The organism is Rhodanobacter sp. UC4452_H20, from assembly GCF_052978205.1.
Genome location: NZ_CM129662.1, coordinates 1,672,388 through 1,693,428, shown reverse-complemented (window position 1 = coordinate 1,693,428; position 21,041 = coordinate 1,672,388). Strand labels below are relative to the sequence as shown.

The 21,041-nt window shown below is 68.3% G+C and carries 7 protein-coding genes; all 7 read left to right on the top strand.

Going from position 1 to position 21,041, the window contains the following annotated elements:
- Position 1 precedes the first annotated feature (1 nt).
- The 7 genes from tagF (at position 2) to ACVCMC_RS08015 (ending at position 21,031) form a co-directional block, all read left to right on the top strand.
- The gene (gene tagF, locus ACVCMC_RS08045; protein ID WP_447099319.1) at positions 2–1,573 is read left to right on the top strand and encodes a type VI secretion system-associated protein TagF; all 1,572 of its coding nucleotides are present in this window, start codon (positions 2–4) and stop codon (positions 1,571–1,573) included.
- Entirely contained in the window at positions 1,570–2,286 is a 717-nt protein-coding gene (locus tag ACVCMC_RS08040; RefSeq protein WP_395117320.1) for a PP2C family protein-serine/threonine phosphatase, read from the top strand. The genes tagF and ACVCMC_RS08040 overlap by 4 nt, the downstream gene beginning before the upstream one ends.
- 16 nt (positions 2,287–2,302) lie before the next feature.
- On the top strand, positions 2,303–6,703 hold the full coding sequence (locus ACVCMC_RS08035; protein WP_447099318.1) for a protein kinase domain-containing protein: 4,401 nt from the start codon (positions 2,303–2,305) through the stop codon (positions 6,701–6,703).
- Complete coding sequence (locus ACVCMC_RS08030) at positions 6,700–7,071, top strand: hypothetical protein (protein ID WP_395117324.1); 372 nt, start codon at positions 6,700–6,702, stop codon at positions 7,069–7,071. Before ACVCMC_RS08035 ends, ACVCMC_RS08030 begins: the two co-directional genes overlap by 4 nt.
- Positions 7,072–7,314: 243 nt before the next feature.
- A complete protein-coding gene (locus tag ACVCMC_RS08025; RefSeq protein ID WP_447099477.1) occupies positions 7,315–9,084 on the top strand; it encodes a ShlB/FhaC/HecB family hemolysin secretion/activation protein in 1,770 nt (589 codons plus the stop codon).
- A 14-nt stretch (positions 9,085–9,098) separates the two neighbouring features.
- On the top strand, positions 9,099–19,907 hold the full coding sequence (locus ACVCMC_RS08020) for a filamentous hemagglutinin N-terminal domain-containing protein (RefSeq protein ID WP_447099476.1): 10,809 nt from the start codon (positions 9,099–9,101) through the stop codon (positions 19,905–19,907).
- Complete coding sequence (locus ACVCMC_RS08015; protein WP_447099317.1) at positions 19,886–21,031, top strand: hypothetical protein; 1,146 nt, start codon at positions 19,886–19,888, stop codon at positions 21,029–21,031. The genes ACVCMC_RS08020 and ACVCMC_RS08015 overlap by 22 nt, the downstream gene beginning before the upstream one ends.
- Positions 21,032–21,041: the final 10 nt, after the last annotated feature.

Sequence of the window (21,041 nt, the reverse complement as noted above, 5' to 3'; positions counted from 1 at the left end):
CGTGCCGTCCGCGGCCGCAGGCTTCTTCGGCAAGCTGCCCTGCGCGGGAGACTTCGTGCAGCGACGGCTGCCGGCCAGCTTCGTCGATGCCTGGGACCGGCACTTCGAGACAGCCGTGGCGCACAGCCGCGACGCGTTGGGCGATACCTGGCACGAGGCGTTCCACGCCAGCCCGGCGTGGCGTTTCGCACTCGCGCCGGGCGTATGCGGCGAGGCGGCGTGGGTTGGCGTCATGGGGCCGGGCGCCGATCGCGTGGGTCGCTGTTTTCCGATGGTGATCGCTGCGCCGCTCTCCGACGTTGCTGCAGCCATCGGCGATGGCGCGGAATGGTTCGAACGCGCCGAGCAGTTGCACCGCGCGGCGCAGGCCGATGCGGGCATCGGCGTGGACGACTTCGACGCGCAGGTCGCGGCCCTGGGCAGCCCGCTCGATGCCGGCCAGACGCGGCCCGATCCGTGGCGTGAGGTGGACTGGACAGCGGCCAGCCACTGGCGCCTGCCGTTGCCTGCGCATGGCGGTGCGACAGCCTTGGCTGATCTGTGGAAGCGCCTCGGCGCCGTCCCCGGGCGCTGGTGTCTGTGGTGGACCGATGGCGCGGGGCGCGTCCCGGCCAGTGTGCTGGCGACCGATGGCTTGCCCGGCGCCGAGGCTTACGCCGGCTTGCTCGACGCCGGGCAGGGCACGGCCGCGTGGCAGACGCTGGGCAGCTTCGAGCTTGCAACTCCGCGCGCAACCGCGCCACTGACGATGGACGCGCCACCACCGGTGGCCTCCATCAACTCCTGGCTGCCGGACGATCTCGACCTGCTTGCCGACCTGGGCGGCAGCTCGCCCGCCGCATCCACGGCCATGCCGCTCGGCGACGTGACCCTCGCGGCGGATGTCGCCGCGGCAGCGAACACGCCGGTCGCCGCCCTCGCCGTGCTGCAACGGCCGGAGGTCGGCCTGAGCCTGGTCGCCGCCGAGGTCGGCGTGGCCGATCCGCGCCAGCAGGCCGTGGCGGCAGTGGCGGCGATTGCCGGCGACATGCTCGGCGCCGAACTGATCGGCGGCATGCAGGTGCTGCGCACGCGCATCATGGCGTTGAACCCGCAACTGCGGCAGTTCGGCGAGGATCTCGTCGACCCGGTGCCGGAGGATTGCGCGGTGATCGCCGCGCACGTGGCCGACGGCCAGGCCGCATTGCTGCGTATCGGCGCGGCGGCAGGCTGGCATTGGCGGCACGGCCGGCTGCAACCGTTCTTCGCGCGCAGCGATGCGCCACCGGCCGCCAGCGCGAGCAACAGCAGCGACGACCTCGACGACCTGCTGTTCAGTCCCGTGTCGCTGGCTGCGCCCGGCCTGGGCGCGACCGCGCAGCCGACTTGCGGCGAAGTCAGCTGCGCGCTGCAGGCCGGCGACCGGCTGCTGCTGATGGCCTCGCACCCCTTGCTGCAGCTGCCGCCGGACTTGCTGGCGCGCAGCCTGGCCGCAGGCACCTGCTGCGATGCGCGCGCACGCATCGCGGCGGCTGCCGGACTGGGCGCCAGTCCCGACCACTGGCCGTTGGCGGTCATTGAGGTGCACGCATGACCACCCGTTATGTTTCCGCCGGCCGCACGGTGACCGGCAAGGTGCGCAAGCACAACGAGGACGCGATCCTGGTGCGCGATGAAGTCGGCCTGTGGGTGGTGGCCGACGGGTTGGGCGGGCACGCTGCCGGCGACTACGCCAGCAACATGATCGTCGAACGCCTCGGCGCGTTGCCGCGTGCCGGCAGCGTGTTCGATTTCATCGAGTCGATCGAGGACACGCTGGTCGGGATCAATGCGGAGCTGCTGCAGACCGCGGCCTCACGCGGCGTCGACCTGATCGGCTCGACCGTGGTGGTGCTGGTGCGCGACACCGATTTCACGCTGTGCGGCTGGGTCGGCGACAGCCGCGCCTATTGCTACGAGAACGACCGCCTGCGCCAGATCACCCGCGACCACGTGCATGGCGGCGACGTCGACGTCACTCATTTTGGTGCCGCACCGCCGCCGGCTGCCGGTTCGGGCGTGCTGACCCGCGCCGTGGGTGCCGAGGACCAGTTGTTCGTCGACTGGGTGGTGGCGGGCAGCCAGCCCGGCACCACGTTCGTGCTTTGCTCCGACGGCATCAACAAGGAGATGTCCGACAGCGAGCTTCACGAACAGTGCCGCGTGCATCCGCAGCCCCAGGATCTGGTCGAGAGCCTGTTCGAGCTGGCCATGGGCCGCGCCGGGCGCGACAACATTTCGGCCGTCGTCGTCGGCCTGCAAGCATGAAGACAGCAACCAATCCATGAATTCCATTGCCGAACTGGTCAGCGCCTACCAGGCCGAAAAAATCAAGCTGCCCGCGCTGTTCGAAGCGCTGGGCGCGCTGCCGTCGTTGTCCGCCGACGAGCATCGTGCCGGCGTCGAATGGATCGGCCAGGAGCAGGCGGCGGGCCGGATCGATCCGCTGATCGCCAAGGCCTTGCTGGCCAAACTGGCGACACTGCAGCCGGGCCCGGCGAGCCCGGACGAAGACGTCACCATGGTCAAGCCGACCACCCGGCGACCGCCACCGCCGTCCGCGGACGACGAGGCCACCCGCGTGGCGCCGCCCTCGCGCCCGCCGGCGCCGCCGCTGGACGAGGCCACCGTGGTCAAGCCGGCCTCGCGGCCACCGCAGCCGCCGACCGACGAGGCCACCATCGTCAAACCGGTGTCCAGCGCGCCGCTGCCGCCGCGCGAGGGACAGATCACCAGCCATACCGGCACCCAGGGCACGCGTCAGGGCATGACCGGCACCAGCTCCAGCATGGGCAGCCAGTCCAGTTGGCAGCACATCGGCGATGCGGAGGCCGCCGATTTCGTCGCGGTCGGCTCGCTGCTCAAGGGTCGCTTCTATCTCGAACGCGAGATCGGTCGCGGCGGCATGGGCGTGGTGTACAAGGCGCGCGACGAACGCAAGGTGGAGGCGCGCGATCGCGATCCGTACGTCGCGGTCAAGGTGCTGAACGACGAGTTCCGCCGTCACCCCGATTCGCTGATCTCGCTGCAGCGCGAGTCGCGCCGCTCGCAGCAGCTGGCGCACGACAACATCGTGCGCGTCTACGATTTCGACAAGGATCGCACCATCGTCTTCATGACGATGGAGTACGTCGACGGCTCCGACCTCAAGCAACTGATCCGCGAAAAGGCCTACAACGGCATGCCGCTGGAGCAGGCGCGCCCGCTGATCGAAGGCATGGCCCGCGCGCTCAGTCGCGCGCATGCGGCCGGCGTGGTGCATTCGGATTTCAAGCCCGCCAACGTGATGGTCACCCGCGAGGGCGTGCCCAAGGTGTTCGACTTCGGCATCGCCCGCGCTGGCAAGCACATGGGCGATGCGGTGGGCGAGCAGACCGTGTTCGACGCCGGCACGCTCGGCGCGCTGACCCCGGCCTACGCCAGCCTGGAGATGATCCAGGGCAAGGACCCGGTACCCAGCGACGATGTCTACGCGCTCGGCTGCGTGGCGTTCGAACTGCTTACCGGCACCCATCCCTACGGCAAGGTCAGTGCCGAGGTGGCGATGCGCGAAGGGCGCAAGCCGCCGCCGGTGAAGGGCCTGACCAAGCAGCAGTACAAGACGCTGTGCGCCAGCGTGGCGTTCCGCGCCGAGGACCGCCTGAAGAGCGCCACCGAGCTGGTGGACGGCCTGCGCGACGTGGGCTTGCGCGAGCGCGCGCTGCCGTTCCTGATCTACGGCGTGCCGGCGGTGCTGATCGTCGCCGGCGGCGTGTGGGGCTGGGTCACCTGGCGCCACGACCATCACGTCAACGAAGTGATCCAGCGTTTCACGTTGACCCGGCCGGATCGCTACGCCAGCGAGTCGCAGGCGCTGCAGGCACTGGACACGCTCAGCGACGACGACCGCAAGCGCATCGTGGTCGACCAGAGCGACCTGATCCAGAAGTTCCTGCTCAGTCGGATCGACGCGTACTGGAACCCGACCGAGGGTCGCTACGACTACGCCGGTACGCAGAAGGTGTTCACGCTGCGCGACGACCTGAAACTGTATTCGCCCGCGCTGGACATCAAGCGCAGCGAGATCGAGAAGCAGCGCAACGACCTGCTCAACGCGCTCGACACACAACTCAGCCAGCAGATCGGTGCCGGGGCGATCTTCGAGAACCAGCCGGACAACGTGGTCGCCACGCTGGACAAGATCCGCGCCATCGACCCGACCAGCGCGCTGCTGAAGAACACCGAGCTGGAACTCAAGTACGACGCGGCGATCGGCAAGTCGCTGGATGCCGGGCAGGTCGACCAGGCCGCGACCGAATTCAAGCTGGCCAGCCGCCTGTTCCCCGATTCCACGCGGATCAAGCAGCGCGGCGCGCAACTGGATGAGCTGGGCAAGGCGCTCGCCGCGCAGCAACTGGCGCAACAGCAGGCCGCGCAGTTGCAGCAGCAGCGCGAGCAGAGCCTGCTCTCGCTCAGTGGCCTGCTCGATCATCCCGACAACAGCGACGACTGGCGCAACCGCGCCGCCACTGCCTACCAGGGCGCCGCCAAGCTGCTGGCCGACGACGCCCGCCTGCCGGCGCAGGCCGAGCGCCTCAAGCAGGCGCTGGCCGCCCAGGCCACCGAACGCCAGGGCGCCGGCGATCTCGACGGCGCCATCGCCATCGCCGGTTTCGGCGTCAACCTGTTTCCCGGCGATGCCGATCTGTCCTCGACTCGCCAGAAACTGCTGGAGCAGCAGAACCAGCTGGCGCAGAAGGCCGCCAGCGAAGCCCAACGCAATGCGCTGGCCAAGCGCCGCGTCGACGACCTGCTGGCCAAGCCGCTGGGCACGGCCGTGTGGTTGCAGGACGTCAGCAGCGCGCTGGGTACCGCGCGCGAGCAGATGGGTGTCGGCGCACCGGCTTACGCCGAGGTGCGCGGCAACGTCGATGCCAGCCTGATCAAGCTGGCGCGCGAGCGGATCGCCGCTGGTGATCTCGATGAAGCCCAGCGCATCGTCCAGGCCGGTCAGCGAATGGACCCGGCCGAAGCCGGCTACGCCACCGTGCTGGCCGAGGTCGGTGCGGCCCGCAGCGCCGCGCAGGCGCGCCAGCAGCAACAGCAGGTGCAAGCCATTGCCGCTGCTCGCGCCACCCTGGCCGGGCTCGCCGCCAAGCCGTTGCTCACGCCCGACTGGCAGCAGGCCGTGGCCAGCGCGATGGCCTCACTCAAGGGCGATACCTCGCCGGAAACCACCCGCACGGTCGGTGCGTTGGCCACCTCGATTGCCGACGTGGCCGCCTCGCAGGCTGATCCGCAGCATCTGCCGCAGGCGCGCCTGGCGGTGGACTTCGGGCTGAAGTATGTGCCGAAGTCGCCACGCTTGCTGGCCGAGAGTGCCAAGCTGGATGCGCTGCAGGCCGACCTCCAGGCCAAGGCGGCGCGCGACAGCGCGGATGCGGAAGTGAAGTCGCGCATCGAGTCGATGCGCAGCGCGGCGGCCGCGGCGGACGTCGGCAAGGCGAGTCAGTCGCTGGCGCGGATCAAGGCGCTGCAGCCGGACAACCCGTTCCTGCAGAACGAGGGTCCGAAGCTGCTGGCCGATGCCTATCTCCGCCTGGGCCAGGAAACGTTCCAGAAGGGGCGCTACGAAAAGGCCGCCGAGGTGCTTGGCCAAGGCCTGCAGGTGCTCGGCGGCAATGCCCAGTTGCGTGGCGCGAAGGCACGCTACGACGTGGTGGCGGCGATCATGGCCGCGGCCCGGCAGCCGACCAGCACGGCCGATTACGCACGGTTGAAGCAGCAGCTGGCGAGCGTGCGGCGCAACGATCCGAAGGCGCTGGCCGCGCTCGAGTCGGACATGCGCATTCGTGGCCAGCTGACCGGCAAGACGCTGGAGGAGCAACTCGACCGGGTCAAGCCGAGTGCCGCGGCGGCACCGGCGCCGGCACCCGCACCCGCCACGCCCGTTGAGCCGACGCCGGCCGCGGAGCAGGGCGCCCTGCCGGGGCGGCCCGTGCCGATCCCCCGGCCCGGCGCACCGACACCGGCGCAGCCGGGCAAGGTCGCCAATGTGCCGAGCGGGCCGAGCGGCCCCGATCCGTGCGCCAAAGCCGGGATGGCCGGGACCGGCAAGTTCTGCCGCGACAGCTTCGGGACGTCGTATGGCCCCTTCATGGTGGTGGTGCCTGGCGCGGGCGGTGGACGGCCGTATGCGATGTCGCGTGCGGAGGTATCGATCAACGAGTTCAACGCGTTCTGCCGCGCATCCGGCAAGTGCGCAGCCAAGTCGGTCAGCGATCCGGATCTCGGCAATGCGCCGATCACCAACATCCCGCTCGGCCAGGCGCAGGCTTATGCGCGGTGGCTCAGCGATGTCAGCGGCTTCAGCTATCGCCTGCCGACGGATGCCGAATGGCTCAATGCCGCCAGCGCCGGCGGCCGCTTCAAGCAGGCCGAGGACAGCAACTGCGTGCCGCCTTCGGCTGGCGGCGGCGACGGCAGCGGCGCGCTGGTTTCCGCCCGCGGGCGTTCGCGCAATCCCTGGGGTCTGGTCAACATGACCGGCAACGCCTGGGAATGGGTCGTCAGCGGTGGCAGCGTGGCCGTGCGCGGCGGCAGCTACACCAGCTATTGGTCCGATTGCAGCGTGGGCACCCAGCGCAGCGATGGCGGCTCGCCGCAGCGCGACGTCGGCTTCCGCATCCTCAGGGAGGTGAAATGATCGATTTCGCTGAACGCGGGCGTGCCGTGAACCAGGATCTGCGTGTGCTCGACGACGCCCATCGTCTTGGCCGGATCACCCGCGCCGAGTATCGCGCGCGTCGCCGGCGATTGCTGGAAAGCCTGTACGACCCCAGTGCGGTGGTCACCGCCCGCAACACCCTGGTGCCGCCGACGGCCACCACCACCCCGCGACCGCGCAGGGCGCCGGCGGCACCGCGTGACGATGCCTCCGCCGACTCGGCCAGCCATGCCCTGACCAGCCTGCTGGCGATGCGACCGGCCACGCGCTGGAAGTCGGTGGCGGGCGGCGTGCTGCTGCTCGTCATCGCGTTGGGTGCGCTCGCCTACTGGTTGTTGCGCGGCTAGCTTGCGCCGGGCTTGCCGGTTCCGGCATCGGCTGCTGCGGCGCGTCACGAGGGCGGGACGGAGGGCGGAAAATCGCCCGCCAAACCGTCGCGTGCAGGCCTGCGGTGACTGGTTCCGCAGCGCGACGAGGGTGTATCCTGATCGGACGATCCAAGCCCGGGGGCAGCAATTGCCCGATCCGTGGGGGGCTTCGATTTCGCAGCTGGCGTGCCTTCGATGTCCAGGCGTGCCGTCAATGGAAAGATGATGCAGCCGGGGGAGTGTATCGTGCGAATTGTCCGTCTCGCCGCAGCGTTGACATCGGCCTTGGCATTCACCGGCGGCGTGGTTCACGCCCAGGAAGCAGCAACGGCTGCGCCAGGTCAGTCTTCACCCGCACCCACTTCGACTCCCGCGCAGACGACGCCATCGCCGCCGCCGGGCGGCGTCGTTCCGCCGGTACGCGATCGCGATGCGGCGGCCGTGCAGACGGTCGCGGTACGCGGCTTTCGCGTCAGCGGCGTCGGCAGCCATGCGCAACTCGGCATCACGCCGGCCAGCATCCAGGCACTGGCCGATGCGCAGTTCCGCGAGCTGGCCGCAGGCGCGGGCACGGCCGAGTTGAGCTTCGCCCAGATGCAGGGCGTCGCCGACAAGATCACCGAGCGTTATCGCACCGCCGGCTTCATCGTCTCCAACGCGTTCCTGCCGGCGCAGACCATCGGCTCCGACCAGGTCGTCGGCATCCAGGTGCTGGAAGGGCAGATCGGCAAGATCATCGTCAAGGGCACCAAGCGCTATCGGCCGGACGTGATCTCGGCGGCGGCGCAGGAATTGCGCGGCAAGCCCCTGCTGAAGAGCGACGTCGATTCCGCCTTGCTGTATGCGCGCGACCTTCCCGGCGTCACCGTGGCCTCGACCTTCCAGCCCGGCGAGCAGACCGGCGACACCGACCTGATCATGATCGCCCACGAGAAGCGGCCGGTTCAGTTCACTCTCGGCGCCAACAACTACGGCACCGACCTGACCGGCAAGTACCGCGTGCAGGCCGGCGTGGAATGGGCCAATCCGCTGCACCTGGGCGACACCTTCACGGCCAACGTCGATTACGCGCTCGACCCCAACGACAACATCTACGGTGCGCTGACCTACCGGGTGCCGTTCACGAGCACGCCGGGGTTGTCGGCGGTGGTCGGCGCCTCGCGCAACGAGCTGCAGATCAATACCGGCACCTTCGCCGCGCTCGACGTGAAAGGCCCCAGCTCGCTCTACTACGGCGGCCTCGACTGGAAGTACATCAATCGTGACGACCTGCAGCACGTGGCCACCCTGCACCTGCTGAGGGAACGCTCCCAGCTCGACAGCCTGGGCTTCCACCTGTCCGACGAGAAGTTCACGGTGGCGGAAGCCACCTGGGGCATGCTGCATACCGATCGCCGCTTCCACGGCGTGGACATCATGCAGGTGGCCCTGCGCAAGTCGATCAGGGACGATTCGCGCGAGCCCGACCTGATCAGCCCGCAGCATGACCGCAGCTTCCTCGTCGCGAAGCTCTCCTACACCCGGTTGCAGTTCCTGACCAAGTCGCAGCGCCTGAACTTCAAGTTCATCAGCCAGTACACCCGCGACGCGCTGGTGCCGCTGGAGCAGTTCGCGATGGGCGGCCCGGACAGCGTGCGCTCCTACCCGATCGCCGACGCACTGCGCGACCGCGGCTTCTACACCGCGCTGGAATACCACGTCGATGCTCCCGGTTTCGGCGACAAGGTGTCGCCGTTCTACGGTAGGCCGTGGCGCGAGCTGCTGGAGTTCGAGGTGTTCTACGACTACGCCAGGGGCTACTCGGCGGGCGCCAACCGCATGACCACGCCGGACAGCGCGGAGCTGAGCGGGGCCGGTGCGGGCTTCATCTTCCGCCTGCCGCGATTCAAGCAATTCGAGCTGCACTTCGACGCGGCCAAGACCACCAGTTCGCAGAACGCGTCCAACGGCAAGGGTTTCCACATCTATACCCGCTTCAGCTTCACGTTCTGAGGGATGACGACGACATGAGCAAGCACATCAGCACCCGGCGTGAATCGCGCAACGGCGCTTCCGTGGATCGGATCGCACGCTTGCCCTCCGGCAGCCTGCCGCTGCACAGGACCTGGCCGATCAGCTTGTGCATCGGGCTCGCGATCGGCTCGATCGCCGTCAGTCCTGACGCCTTCGCCGGCGGCCCCACCGGCGGCACGGTGGTCGGCGGCACCGGCAGCATCACCCAGAACGGCAACGAGACGGTGATCAACCAGATCTCGCAGCGACTGGCGCTGAACTGGGAGACATTCAACCTCAAGGCCAACGAATCGGTGCTGTTCAACCAGCCCGGCCGCTCGGCAGTGGCGCTCAACCGCATCCTCGATCAGAACCCCAGCCAGATCTTCGGCAAGATCAACTCCAACGGCCAGGTCTTCCTGATCAACACCCACGGCATCATCTTCGGCGCCACGGCACAGATGAATGTCGGCGGCCTGATGGCCAGCACGCTGGACCTCACCCCGAAGGATTTCCTTGCCGGCAACTACAGCCTCAACGCGGTCGGCGCGGGCGCGGGCATCGTCAACCACGGTCTGATTCAGGCCGCCAGCGGCGGCTCCGTCGCACTGGTCGGCGGCAGCGTGGCCAACGACGGCGTGATCCTGGCCAACTACGGCAGCATCAACCTCGACGGCGCCGAACACGCCGTACTCGACTTCGACGGCAACGGCCTGATCAACATCCAGATCACCGGCGAACTGAAGCAGCGTCTGGACGACAAGGAAGCGGCAGTCAGCAACTCCGGCACCCTCAAGGCCGAAGGAGGCACCGTGGTGCTGCAGGCCTCGGCAGCCAAGGATCTGTTCACCAACCTGGTCAACAACTCCGGCGTGATCGACGCCAGCGGCATCAGCACCGACGGCGGCGTGGTGCGGCTGGTGGGCAACGGCGGCAATGTACAGAGCAGCGGCAGTGTCGCCGCCACGGGCGACCATGGCGGGCGCATCGAATTGCTGTCGGACCATGACGTGATGGTCACCGGCGGCACGGTGGATGCTTCGGGTCGCCTGGGTGGCGGAGCCATTCGCATCGGTGGCGGCGTCCGTGGAGGCGAAGGCCTCGCCGTGGCCGCGCGCACGTACATCGGGCCGGATGCGTCGCTCAACGCCGATGCAACCGGCAAGGGCGACGGCGGCAGCATCGCCGTGTTCTCGCGCGACAACTCGGTCATCGCCGGCGGCTTGTCCGCGCGCGGCGGCATTGACGGCGGCAACGGCGGTTTCGTCGAGACGTCGAGCCACGGCGCGCTCACCATCACCGGTACGCCGCAGGTCTTCGCGCGCAGCGCCGACGGGTTGGGCGGCAACTGGCTGATCGATCCGAACAACATCACGATCGTCGCGGGCGGCGGCAATACCAAGATCAATGCCGCCAACCCCTTTGTGTCGACCAACGACGGAGCGTCGCTCGGCGTCGACCTGATCACCGCCGCCTTGACCGGTGGCGCCAGCGTCACGGTCACGACGGGTACGGGGGGCGCCAATTCCGAAGCTGGCGACATCACCCTCAATGCCGACCTCGACTACAACGGCAAGGGAACCAACTCGCTCACGTTCAATGCGGCGAACGACATCGTCATCAACAACAAGATATTCGATTCGGTGCTTGGCGGCGACGTGCTGAACCTGTCGTTGCTCGCCGGCCGCAACATTTCGCTCAACAACGATATCTCGCTGGGCGGTGGCACGGCCACGCTGACTGCGACTGCAGGCAGCATCTCGCGCACTGCGGGCACGATTTCCGGCAGCGCCCTGACTCTCACGGCGGGCGGCACCAATGGCGCGATCGGCGCATCGGGTGCCATCCAGACGGACGTCGACAGCATCGTGTTCAGCGCGAAGGGTACCGGCGCGGTCAACATCGTTGATGCCAATGGCGTGAATGTCAGCGGTACCGCCGGCAGCGGCAATGTCGGCATCACCACCACCACGAGCGATCTGGGCGTGGTGGGTTCGGGCATCGTCACCGCCGGTGGTGCGGTGACGCTCGGAGCCGCCGGCGGCGGCGCGCGCATCAACATCGGCACGGGCGTCGCAGTGGATACCACCAATGGTGTCGCTACCGGCGCAAACGTCAGCCTGGTTGCAGACAACGCCGACATACTCGGAACCATCAATGCCGGCACCGCCGGTATCGTGGCCATCCGGCAGGCTACGGCGGGACGGCTCATTTCGCTGGGCCCCGACGCTCCGTTTCCCGCAGATCCCCAGCTTGGCGTGACGAGTGCCGAACTGGATCAGATCACCGCCAACACGATCGTGATCGGTGACGCCAACAGCGGTGACCTGGGTATCACGGCGGCCATCGCTCCGGCCCACGCCACCACCCTCTCGCTGAATACCGGAGGGACCATCTCGCAAGTGGGGGGAGCCACCATCACGGTCGGCACCCTGACTGGCAGCTCGGCCGGTGCCACCACGTTGGGAGAGGCCAACCAGATCGGCAATCTCGGAAGTTTCACCGCCTCAAGCTTCAGTCTGACCAATGCCGCTGCGCTCACGCTTGTCGGCAACGTGACGACCAGCGGAGCACAAACCTACAACACGGCATTGGTGTTGGGCGGCGACCGCGTGTTGAGCGGTAGCGACATCACCTTTGCCTCGACTGTCGACGGCGCGCATGCGTTGACCGTGAACGCCAGCGGAGTCACCAGGTTCGACGCTGCGGTCGGCGGCACGACGGCGTTGACCAGCCTGATCACGGATGCCGCCGGCAGCGCCACGTTGAGTGGCAATGTCGCCACCAGCGGCATGCAGAGCTGGGGCGACGCGCTGACGCTCGGTTCCAATGTCATGCTGACTGGAACGACGATCAGCCTGGCGGCCGTGACAGGTGCCGGCAACAACCTGACGGTGACCGGCAATGCGGTGCTGGCAGGGGCGGTGGCTGGTGTGGGCGTGCTGCAGGTCAGCGGCACGACGAATCTCAATACCGCCAGCGTGAGCACCAGCGGTGACCAGGCCTACAACGGCTCGGTGACGCTGGGTGCCAATGCAACGCTGGCCAGCAGTGGCAGTGGCACGATCGGCTTCGGCTCCACGGTGAATGGCGCGCACACGCTGGCGGTGAACACCGGCGGCGCCGCCAGCTTCGGCGGCGCGGTCGGCGCAACGACGGCACTGACCAGCCTGACGACGAACAGCGGCACGTTCAGCGCGGTCGACCTGACCGTCAACGGCCCGTTGTCGGTCACCACCACGGCCGGAGGGATCACGCAGGGAGCCGGTTTCTACACGGTCAACGGAACATCGACTTTCAACGCCGGCAGCAACGCGATCACGCTGACCTCGCTCAACGACTTCATCGGTACGGTGAGCCTGACCGGCGGCACCACGCAGATCACCGATGCCAACGCGCTGGCGCTGGGTACCTTGCAAACAGGCAGCCTGACGGTCAGCAGTGGCGGGGCGCTTGACCTGGGCCATGGTTCGGTTGCCGGCGACCTGTCGGCAACTTCAGGGACGTCCATAACGCTCAATGGAGCGCTTGCCGGACTCGGCAACGTGGCGTTCAGCGGATCTGCGCCAAGCGGTACTGGAAGCATCGCCGGCACCGGATCGATTACAGGCATCGGTGGGTCACCGTTTGCGCTTGTCGGCGCCAACCAGGGCACCTCCGGCGGGATCAGCTTCACGGGTTTCATCGCGGCCGACGCCACGGCGGTCACCGGTGCTGCGGGTTTCGACGATGCCAGCAAGGTCAGCCAGGGCATGACCTTCGTCAACGCCACCAGCGTGGGCGGCAGCGGCACGATCGCGAACGTGGTCGGCAGCTTCGCCGACAACACCGGGACCTCGTCGGCGAGCGGCATCGTCTACAGCGGCTTCGATGCGGTGACGGGCACCGGTGGCAGCGTGACCGGCGTGACCGGCAGCTTCAATCTCGGCACGAAGGTGTCCAGCGCGTCGACGCTCGACTACAGCGGCTTCGGCGTCACCACGCTGACCGGCAGCGGGGCCGGTGCCACGATCGCGGGCAGCGGCCAGACCTACACGCTGGACAACACGGTCATCGACCAGGGCAGCAGCGGTGGCGTGACCTGGACGGGGTTCGGCAACATCGCCGATACCAGCGGCACGGTGGCCTTCGGCACCGGCGGCAGCGTCAGTGGCAACGTGACGGCGGCGACGCTGAACTACGGCAGCCACAGCGGTGCCGTGACGTTCGACCTGGCCGATGGCAGCGGCGCGACCACGGGCATCGGCGGGACGTGGGCGGGCGTCACGGCGGTCACGGGCAACGGCAATGGGGCGATTACGGGCAGCAGCACCTTTGCCCTGAGCGGAGCCAACGCGGGCTCGGCGGGCGGTGTTGCCTTCACCGGCTTCACGGCCGCCGACGCGGCGACCATCACCGGTGCCGCGGGTTTCAACAGCGCGGCCAAGAGCAGCCTCGGCATGACCTTCGCCAACGCCACGAGCGTGGCGGGCAGTGGCGCGATCACGAGCCTGGGCGGCACCGCGTTCAACCTGAGCGGCACCAAGACGGGCAATGCCGGCGGTGTCGGCTATAGCGGCTTCACCGCGGCCGACACGACGACGGTGACCGGCGCCGCGGGTTTCGACGATGCCAGCAAGGTCAGCCAGGGCATGACCTTCGTCAACGCCACCAGCGTGGGCGGCAGCGGCACGATCGCGAACGTGGTCGGCAGCTTCGCCGACAACACCGGGGCCTCGTCGGCGAGCGGCATCGTCTACAGCGGCTTCGATGCGGTGACGGGCACCGGTGGCAGCGTGACCGGCGTGACCGGCAGCTTCAATCTCGGCACGAAGGTGTCCAGCGCGTCGACGCTCGACTACAGCGGTTTCGGCGTCACCACGCTGACCGGCAGCGGGGCCGGTGCCACGATCGCGGGCAGCGGCCAGACCTACACGCTGGACAACACGGTCATCGACCAGGGCAGCAGCGGTGGCGTGACCTGGACGGGGTTCGGCAACATCGCCGATACCAGCGGCACGGTGGCCTTCGGCACCGGCGGCAGCGTCAGTGGCAACGTGACGGCGGCGACGCTGAACTACGGCAGCCACAGCGGTGCCGTGACGTTCGACCTGGCCGATGGCAGCGGCGCGACCACGGGCATCGGCGGGACGTGGGCGGGCGTCACGGCGGTCACGGGCAACGGCAATGGGGCGATTACGGGCAGCAGCACCTTTGCCCTGAGCGGAGCCAACGCGGGCTCGGCGGGCGGTGTTGCCTTCACCGGCTTCACGGCCGCCGACGCGGCGACCATCACGGGCGCTGCAGGTTTCGACGACATTGCCAAGACCAGCCAGGGCATGACCTTCGTCAACGCCACCAGCGTGGGCGGCAGCGGCACGATCGCGAACGTGGTCGGCAGCTTCGCCGACAACACCGGGACCTCGTCGGCGAGCGGCATCGTCTACAGCGGCTTCGATGCGGTGACGGGCACCGGTGGCAGCGTGACCGGCGTGACCGGCAGCTTCAATCTCGGCACGAAGGTGTCCAGCGCGTCGACGCTCGACTACAGCGGCTTCGGCGTCACCACGCTGACCGGCAGCGGGGCCGGTGCCACGATCGCGGGCAGCGGCCAGACCTACACGCTGGACAACACGGTCATCGACCAGGGCAGCAGCGGTGGCGTGACCTGGACGGGGTTCGGCAACATCGCCGATACCAGCGGCACGGTGGCCTTCGGCACCGGCGGCAGCGTCAGTGGCAACGTGACGGCGGCGACGCTGAACTACGGCAGCCACAGCGGTGCCGTGACGTTCGACCTGGCCGATGGCAGCGGCGCGACCACGGGCATCGGCGGGACGTGGGCGGGCGTCACGGCGGTCACGGGCAACGGCAATGGGGCGATTACGGGCAGCAGCACCTTTGCCCTGAGCGGAGCCAACGCGGGCTCGGCGGGCGGTGTTGCCTTCACCGGCTTCACGGCCGCCGACGCGGCGACCATCACCGGTGCCGCGGGTTTCAACAGCGCGGCCAAGAGCAGCCTCGGCATGACCTTCGCCAACGCCACGAGCGTGGCGGGCAGTGGCGCGATCACGAACCTGGGCGGCACCGCGTTCAACCTGAGCGGCACCAAGACGGGCAATGCCGGCGGTGTCGGCTATAGCGGCTTCACCGCGGCCGACACGACGACGGTCACCGGCGCTGTGGGCTTCGACAGCTCGGCCAGGAGCAGTCTCGGCATGACCTTCGCCAACGCCACGAGCGTGGCGGGCAGTGGCGCGATCACGAATCTGGGCAGCACCGCGTTCAACCTGACTGGTACCACGGCAGGCAACGCCGGCGGCATCGACTACAACGGCTTCACCTCAGCCGACACCACTACGGTCACCGGTGCCGCGGGCTTCGACTACACGGCCAAGACCAGCCTGGGCATGGCCTTCGCCAACGCCACGAGCGTGGCGGGCAGTGGCGCGATCACCAACCTGGGCAGCACGGCGTTCAACCTGACCGGCATCATGGCAGGTACGGCAGGCACCACCAGCTTCAACGGCTTCGACGCGGCCGACACCACGGCCGTCACCGGCGCCGCAGGTTTTGACAGCTCGACCAGGAGCAGCCTGGGCATCGCCTTTGCCAATGCCACGAGCGTGGCGGGCAGCGGTGCGATCACGAACCTTGGGGGTACCGCGTTCAATCTGGTCGGCACCAAGACCGGCAATGCCGGTGGCGTCAACTACAGCGGCTTCACCGCGGCCGACACCACGTCCGTCACCGGTGCCGCCGGTTTCGACAGCGCGGCCAAGAGCAGTCTCGGCATGACCTTTGCCAACGCCACGAGCGTGGCGGGCAGTGGCGCGATCACGAACCTGGGCGGCACCGCGTTCAACCTGAGCGGCACCAAGACGGGCAATGCCGGCGGTGTCGGCTATAGCGGCTTCACCGCGGCCGACACGACGACGGTCACCGGCGCCGTGGGCTTCGACGACAACGGCAGGACCAGCGAGGGCATGGCCTTCGCGAACGCCACCAGCGTGGGTGGCAGCGGCTCGATCGCGAACGTGGTCGGCAGCTTCGCCGACAACACGCGTATCTCGTCAGCTAGCGGCATCGCGTACAGCGGTTTCGGTACGGTTACGGGCACCGGCGGCAGCGTGACCGGGGTGACCGGCAGCTTCGATCTCGGCACGAAGGTGTCGAGCGCCTCGGGCATCGACTACAGCGGCTTCAACCTCACCACGCTGGCCGGAAGCGGCGCCGGCGCCACGATTGCCGGCAGCAACCAGACCTACAACCTGACCGGCACAGACGCCGGCAACAACGGCACGCTGAGCTGGACGTCGTTCGGGAACCTGAGCGACAGCGGTGCCGGCACCTTCATGTTCGCGAACGGTGCGGGCGTGTCGGGCATGCTGACTTCCGCTGCCGCAGGCACATTGGATTACAGTGCGTACACGACCGCGGTGAATGTGGACCTGGGAGGCACGGCGACCGGTACCGGGGGCTGGAGCGGGATCACCGCGGCGAAGGGCGGTTCTGCCTCTGACACGATCAGCGGCAGCAGCCAGACCTACAATCTGACCGGCCTCAATGCCGGCAACAGCGGCACCGTGAGCTGGACCTCGTTCGAGAACATTGCCGATGCGGGTATCGGCACGTTGACCGCCAGCAACCAGACCTGGAGCCTGACCGGGCACAACCAGGGCACGGCGACCAATCTGGCAGGCGCCTTCTCCGGCATCGGCAATCTGATCGACACCGGCACCGGCCACTTCCTCATGCACTCGGGCGCTGACGGGGACATCTCCGGCGGCCTCGACGCCGGCATCGACGGAAGCCTGGACTATTCGGGCTACACCACCGCGGTCAACGTGAACCTTGCCGGTGCGGGCTCGACAGGCGTAGGCGGTACAAACTCCGGAATTTCAGCGGTAACGGCGAGTTCGAACCTCGGCATCAGCGGCAATGCGAGCAACGGGCTGACGATCACCACGACGGGCGCCGGAACCACCACAACCCTGGGCGCGACCACGGTCGGAGGCGATCTGAACATCACCGCCAGTGGGGCGGTCTTGCAGACAGGCGGTGCGCTGAGCGTTATCGGCACGAGCACCATCCATGGCGGTTCGAACGCGATCACCCTGACAGGTGGCAGCAACGACTTCGGCGGCACGGTGAATCTCACCGGCGGTGCCACCCAGATCAATGACCTCAACGCACTGACCCTTGGCACGGTGAACACCGGGGCGCTGACGGTGAGTGCGGGCGATCTCACCCTGGCTGGTGCGGTCAATGGCACGGCGGTCAGCCTGACCTCTTCCGGCGCGATCAGCGAAGGCGCAGGCGGCAGCCTCACGGCCACTTCGCTGACCGGTCATTCGGCCGGTACGACGACCCTTGCCGGGACCAATCACATCGGCTCGCTGGGCAGCTTCAGTGCGGCGGGCTTCGCGTTGATCAACGCCCAAGCCTTGACGGTGAATGGCCCGGTAAGTGGCGGTGCGGGTACCGCGCTGACCACGACCGCCGGCAACCTGACGATCAATGGTGCAGTGAGCGGCACCACGACAACGCTGAATTCCGCCGGTGGGATCAGCGAAGGCGGCAGTGGCAGCATCACGGCAGGCACCTTGAGGGGTCAATCCATCGGTGCGACTGCGCTCAACGGCGCAAACCACATCGGCACCTTGGGCAGCTTCAGTGCGGCGGGCTTCGCGTTGACCAACGCGCAGACCCTGGTCGTGGGCGGCACCGTCGACGGGGGGGCCAGCACGGCGTTGACCACGACGAGCGGCGACCTGGCGATCAACGGTCTGGTGAAGGGCGCCACCACCACGCTGGTCTCGGCGGGCGCGATCACCGAAGGCGCCGGCGGCAGCATCACGGCGAACCTGTTGACCGGTCATTCGATCGGAAACACCACACTCGATGGCAACAACCACATCAACATACTGGGCGGCTTCAGCGCAGACTTCAGCCTGACCAACGGTCAGACGCTGACCGTCGAAGGCCCGCTCGATGGTGGCCCGGTCGTGGCGCTGACCACGACGGCCGGCGACCTGATCATCAATGGCACGGTGACCGGCGCCACCACCACGCTGACCTCGGCCGGTGCGATCATCGAAGGCACCCATGGCGTCATCACCGCCGATAACTTGACCGGCAGCTCCGCTGGCAGCACCAGCCTGCTCGGCGCCAACCAGGTGGCAGCCCTGGGCGCATTCGTCAGCGGTGGCGACTTCGCCTTCAACACCATCCGGACCTTGACGGTGAATGATGCACCGTCGGCCAATGGTGGTGCCGGCGACCTTACGCTGACGGCCAGCGGGGCGAACTCGGACCTGATCCTGGCCAGCACCCTGACCGGCAACACGGTTACCTTGGGTGCAGGCCGCAATATCAACCAGACGGCTGGTGCGATCCATGCGAACACGTTGACTGGCAGTTCGGTCGGCAGTACCGCGCTCGGTGGCGCCAACCACATCGGCACGCTGGGCAACTTCACGGCGGCGAACTTCGCGCTGACCAACGCGCAGGCGCTGGCGGTGACGGGCTCCGTGGACGGCGGCGCGAGTACTACGCTTAAGACCACCAGCGGCAATCTGGCGATCAACGGCACGGTGAAGGGCACGACCACGACGCTGGCCTCTGCTGGCGCAATCACCGAAGGCGCCGGCGGCAGCATTGTCGCCGGCATGTTGACCGGCAGCTCCGCCGGTGCCACCACGCTCAACGGCGCCAACCGCATCGGCACCCTGGGAGGCTTCACGGCCGCCAGCTTCGCCTTGACCAACGCACAGACATTGGCCGTCAGCGGCACGCTGGATGGCGGCGCCAGCACCTCGCTGAAGACCACCAGCGGCGATCTGGCGATCAATGGTCCGGTGAAGGGAACGGCCACCTCGCTCACCTCGGCCGGCGCGATCAGCGAAGGCGCGGCGGGCGTCATCACGGCCGGCACCCTGACCGGCAGTTCGGTCGGCGCGACCACGCTCAACGGCGCCAACCAGATCGGCACGCTGGGCAGCTTCACGGCAGCCAATTTCGCCCTGACCAGTGCGCAGGCGCTCACTGTCGACGGTCCGCTGGATGGCGGCGCCAGCACTTCGCTGAAGACCACCAGCGGCGATCTGGCGATCAACGGTTCGGTGAAGGGAACGGCCACCTCGCTCACCTCGGCCGGCGCGATCAGCGAAGGCGCCAGCGGCATCATCACGGCCGGCACGCTGAGCGGCAGCGCGGTGGGTCCGACCGTGCTGGGCAGCGCGAGTTCGCCCAACAAGAACATGGTCGACACGCTGGGCAACTTCACTTCGCTGGCCGGCTTCAGCATGACCAACGACAAGACTCTGACACTGGCGTCGGTGGCCGGCAGCGCCTTCACGGTGAACGCGGGCACCTCGCCGTTCTACCTGTCGGTGACCCATGGCGACCTGTTCCAGCTCGGCACGACACCGCTGTATGACGGCATAGGCGTATGGGGTTCCACCGGGCGCCTGGGTTCCAGCTCCCAGCCGATCTACGTGGTGGGCACGGGCCTGCAGAACATCGCCAACGTCGGCCTGCCGCCCGCTTACTTCTATGCGGTGGACAGCTCCGGCAACCTGCTGCCGCTGGGCGGTGGTTTCGCCATCAACGTGCCGACCGCCTCCGGTGCGGGCAGCGCGCAGAACGGCAACCACGGCGACTCCTACATCGACCCGAGCGTGATCACCGCCAACTACCGCTCGTACGGCATCGTGCCTTCCGGCGTGCGCCTGCCGCCCGACCAGCAGAGCGGTTGCGATCCGGATCAGCCGGACCAGGCCGCCTGCCAGGACCCGGACGCACTGGGCATGGTCATGCCATGGCCGAAAGCGCCGCAGTGACCGGCATCGGCAAACTCGGCGCAGGCATCGCGGTGGCGATGCTTGCGCTGGGCCTGACCGGCCCCGCCGCGGTCCAGGCAGCGCCGCAGATCGCGCCGCGGCTGACCGGGGAACTGATCATCACGCAGCTGGACACGGCGCAACACGACCTCGCCGCACGTGCGACCGGGTCGCCTGGCTCCAGTCTCGCGGCAACCAGCCAGAAGCTGGCCGACCTGGGCCGGGACTTGCGCAAGGCGCTGGGCAAGGATCTGGCCAAGCCGATCGACATGCTGGGCAACGAAGAGAAGGCGCAGGCCTACCGCGCCGAAGCCGCCGTGCAGCGCACGCAGGCGTTCCTGGAGGCCAGCAAGGGCTGCCTGGGCCAGGATGTCGCCGCGATGGCGGCTGCACTGGCCCGCACCGTGGCGTTGAAGGCGGCTGCCTCCGGCGGGTCGAAATTGCCGCCGGTGATCAATGGCGTGGAGACGCTGGATCGACGCCCGCTGTTCGTCCTGCATGGCGACGGCGCCGGGGCAGCGTTCGCACTGACCGGGGAAAACCTGCTTGACGCACAGTGCGCCAGCCCGGTGGTCAGCGCGACCGACGCACAGGGCAAGCCGCAGGCGGTGCAGCCGGTGGTGACCGGCGTGTTGCCCAATCGCATCGAATTGAAATTGCCTGCCGGTGCGCTGCCATCGGGCAGCTACGTGCTCAACGTGGTGGCGCAGCGCAAGGTGTTCCTGATGGGCTGCACGGCGCAGCCGCCCACCTCGGCCGTGCTGGAGGTGGCGCCCGCGCCGAAGGTCTCGGTGAGCTACGCGCTGACCCAGACCTGCCCGGCGCCCGGCGGCGGACAGGGCCGCGCCATGCCGGCGGTCACCGGCAGCATGCCCGAGGGTGTAGGGCGGGGCACGGTGGCCAAGTACGTCACGGTCGACGGTTGCGCCGATCCGCTCAGCTACGCGATCAGTGCGACGGTGACGTTCGGCGACGGACACGGCAGCACGGTGGGGCCGATCAGCCAGATCGCCTCGGCCGGCATCACGGCCGGGCTTCCGGGCGGCCTGTCGCTGAGCTGGGACCCTTCGGTGCACCAGCTCGTGGTTCGCCCCGCAGCCAGCAGTTGCAAGGGCGTTTACTGACGAGGTGCCG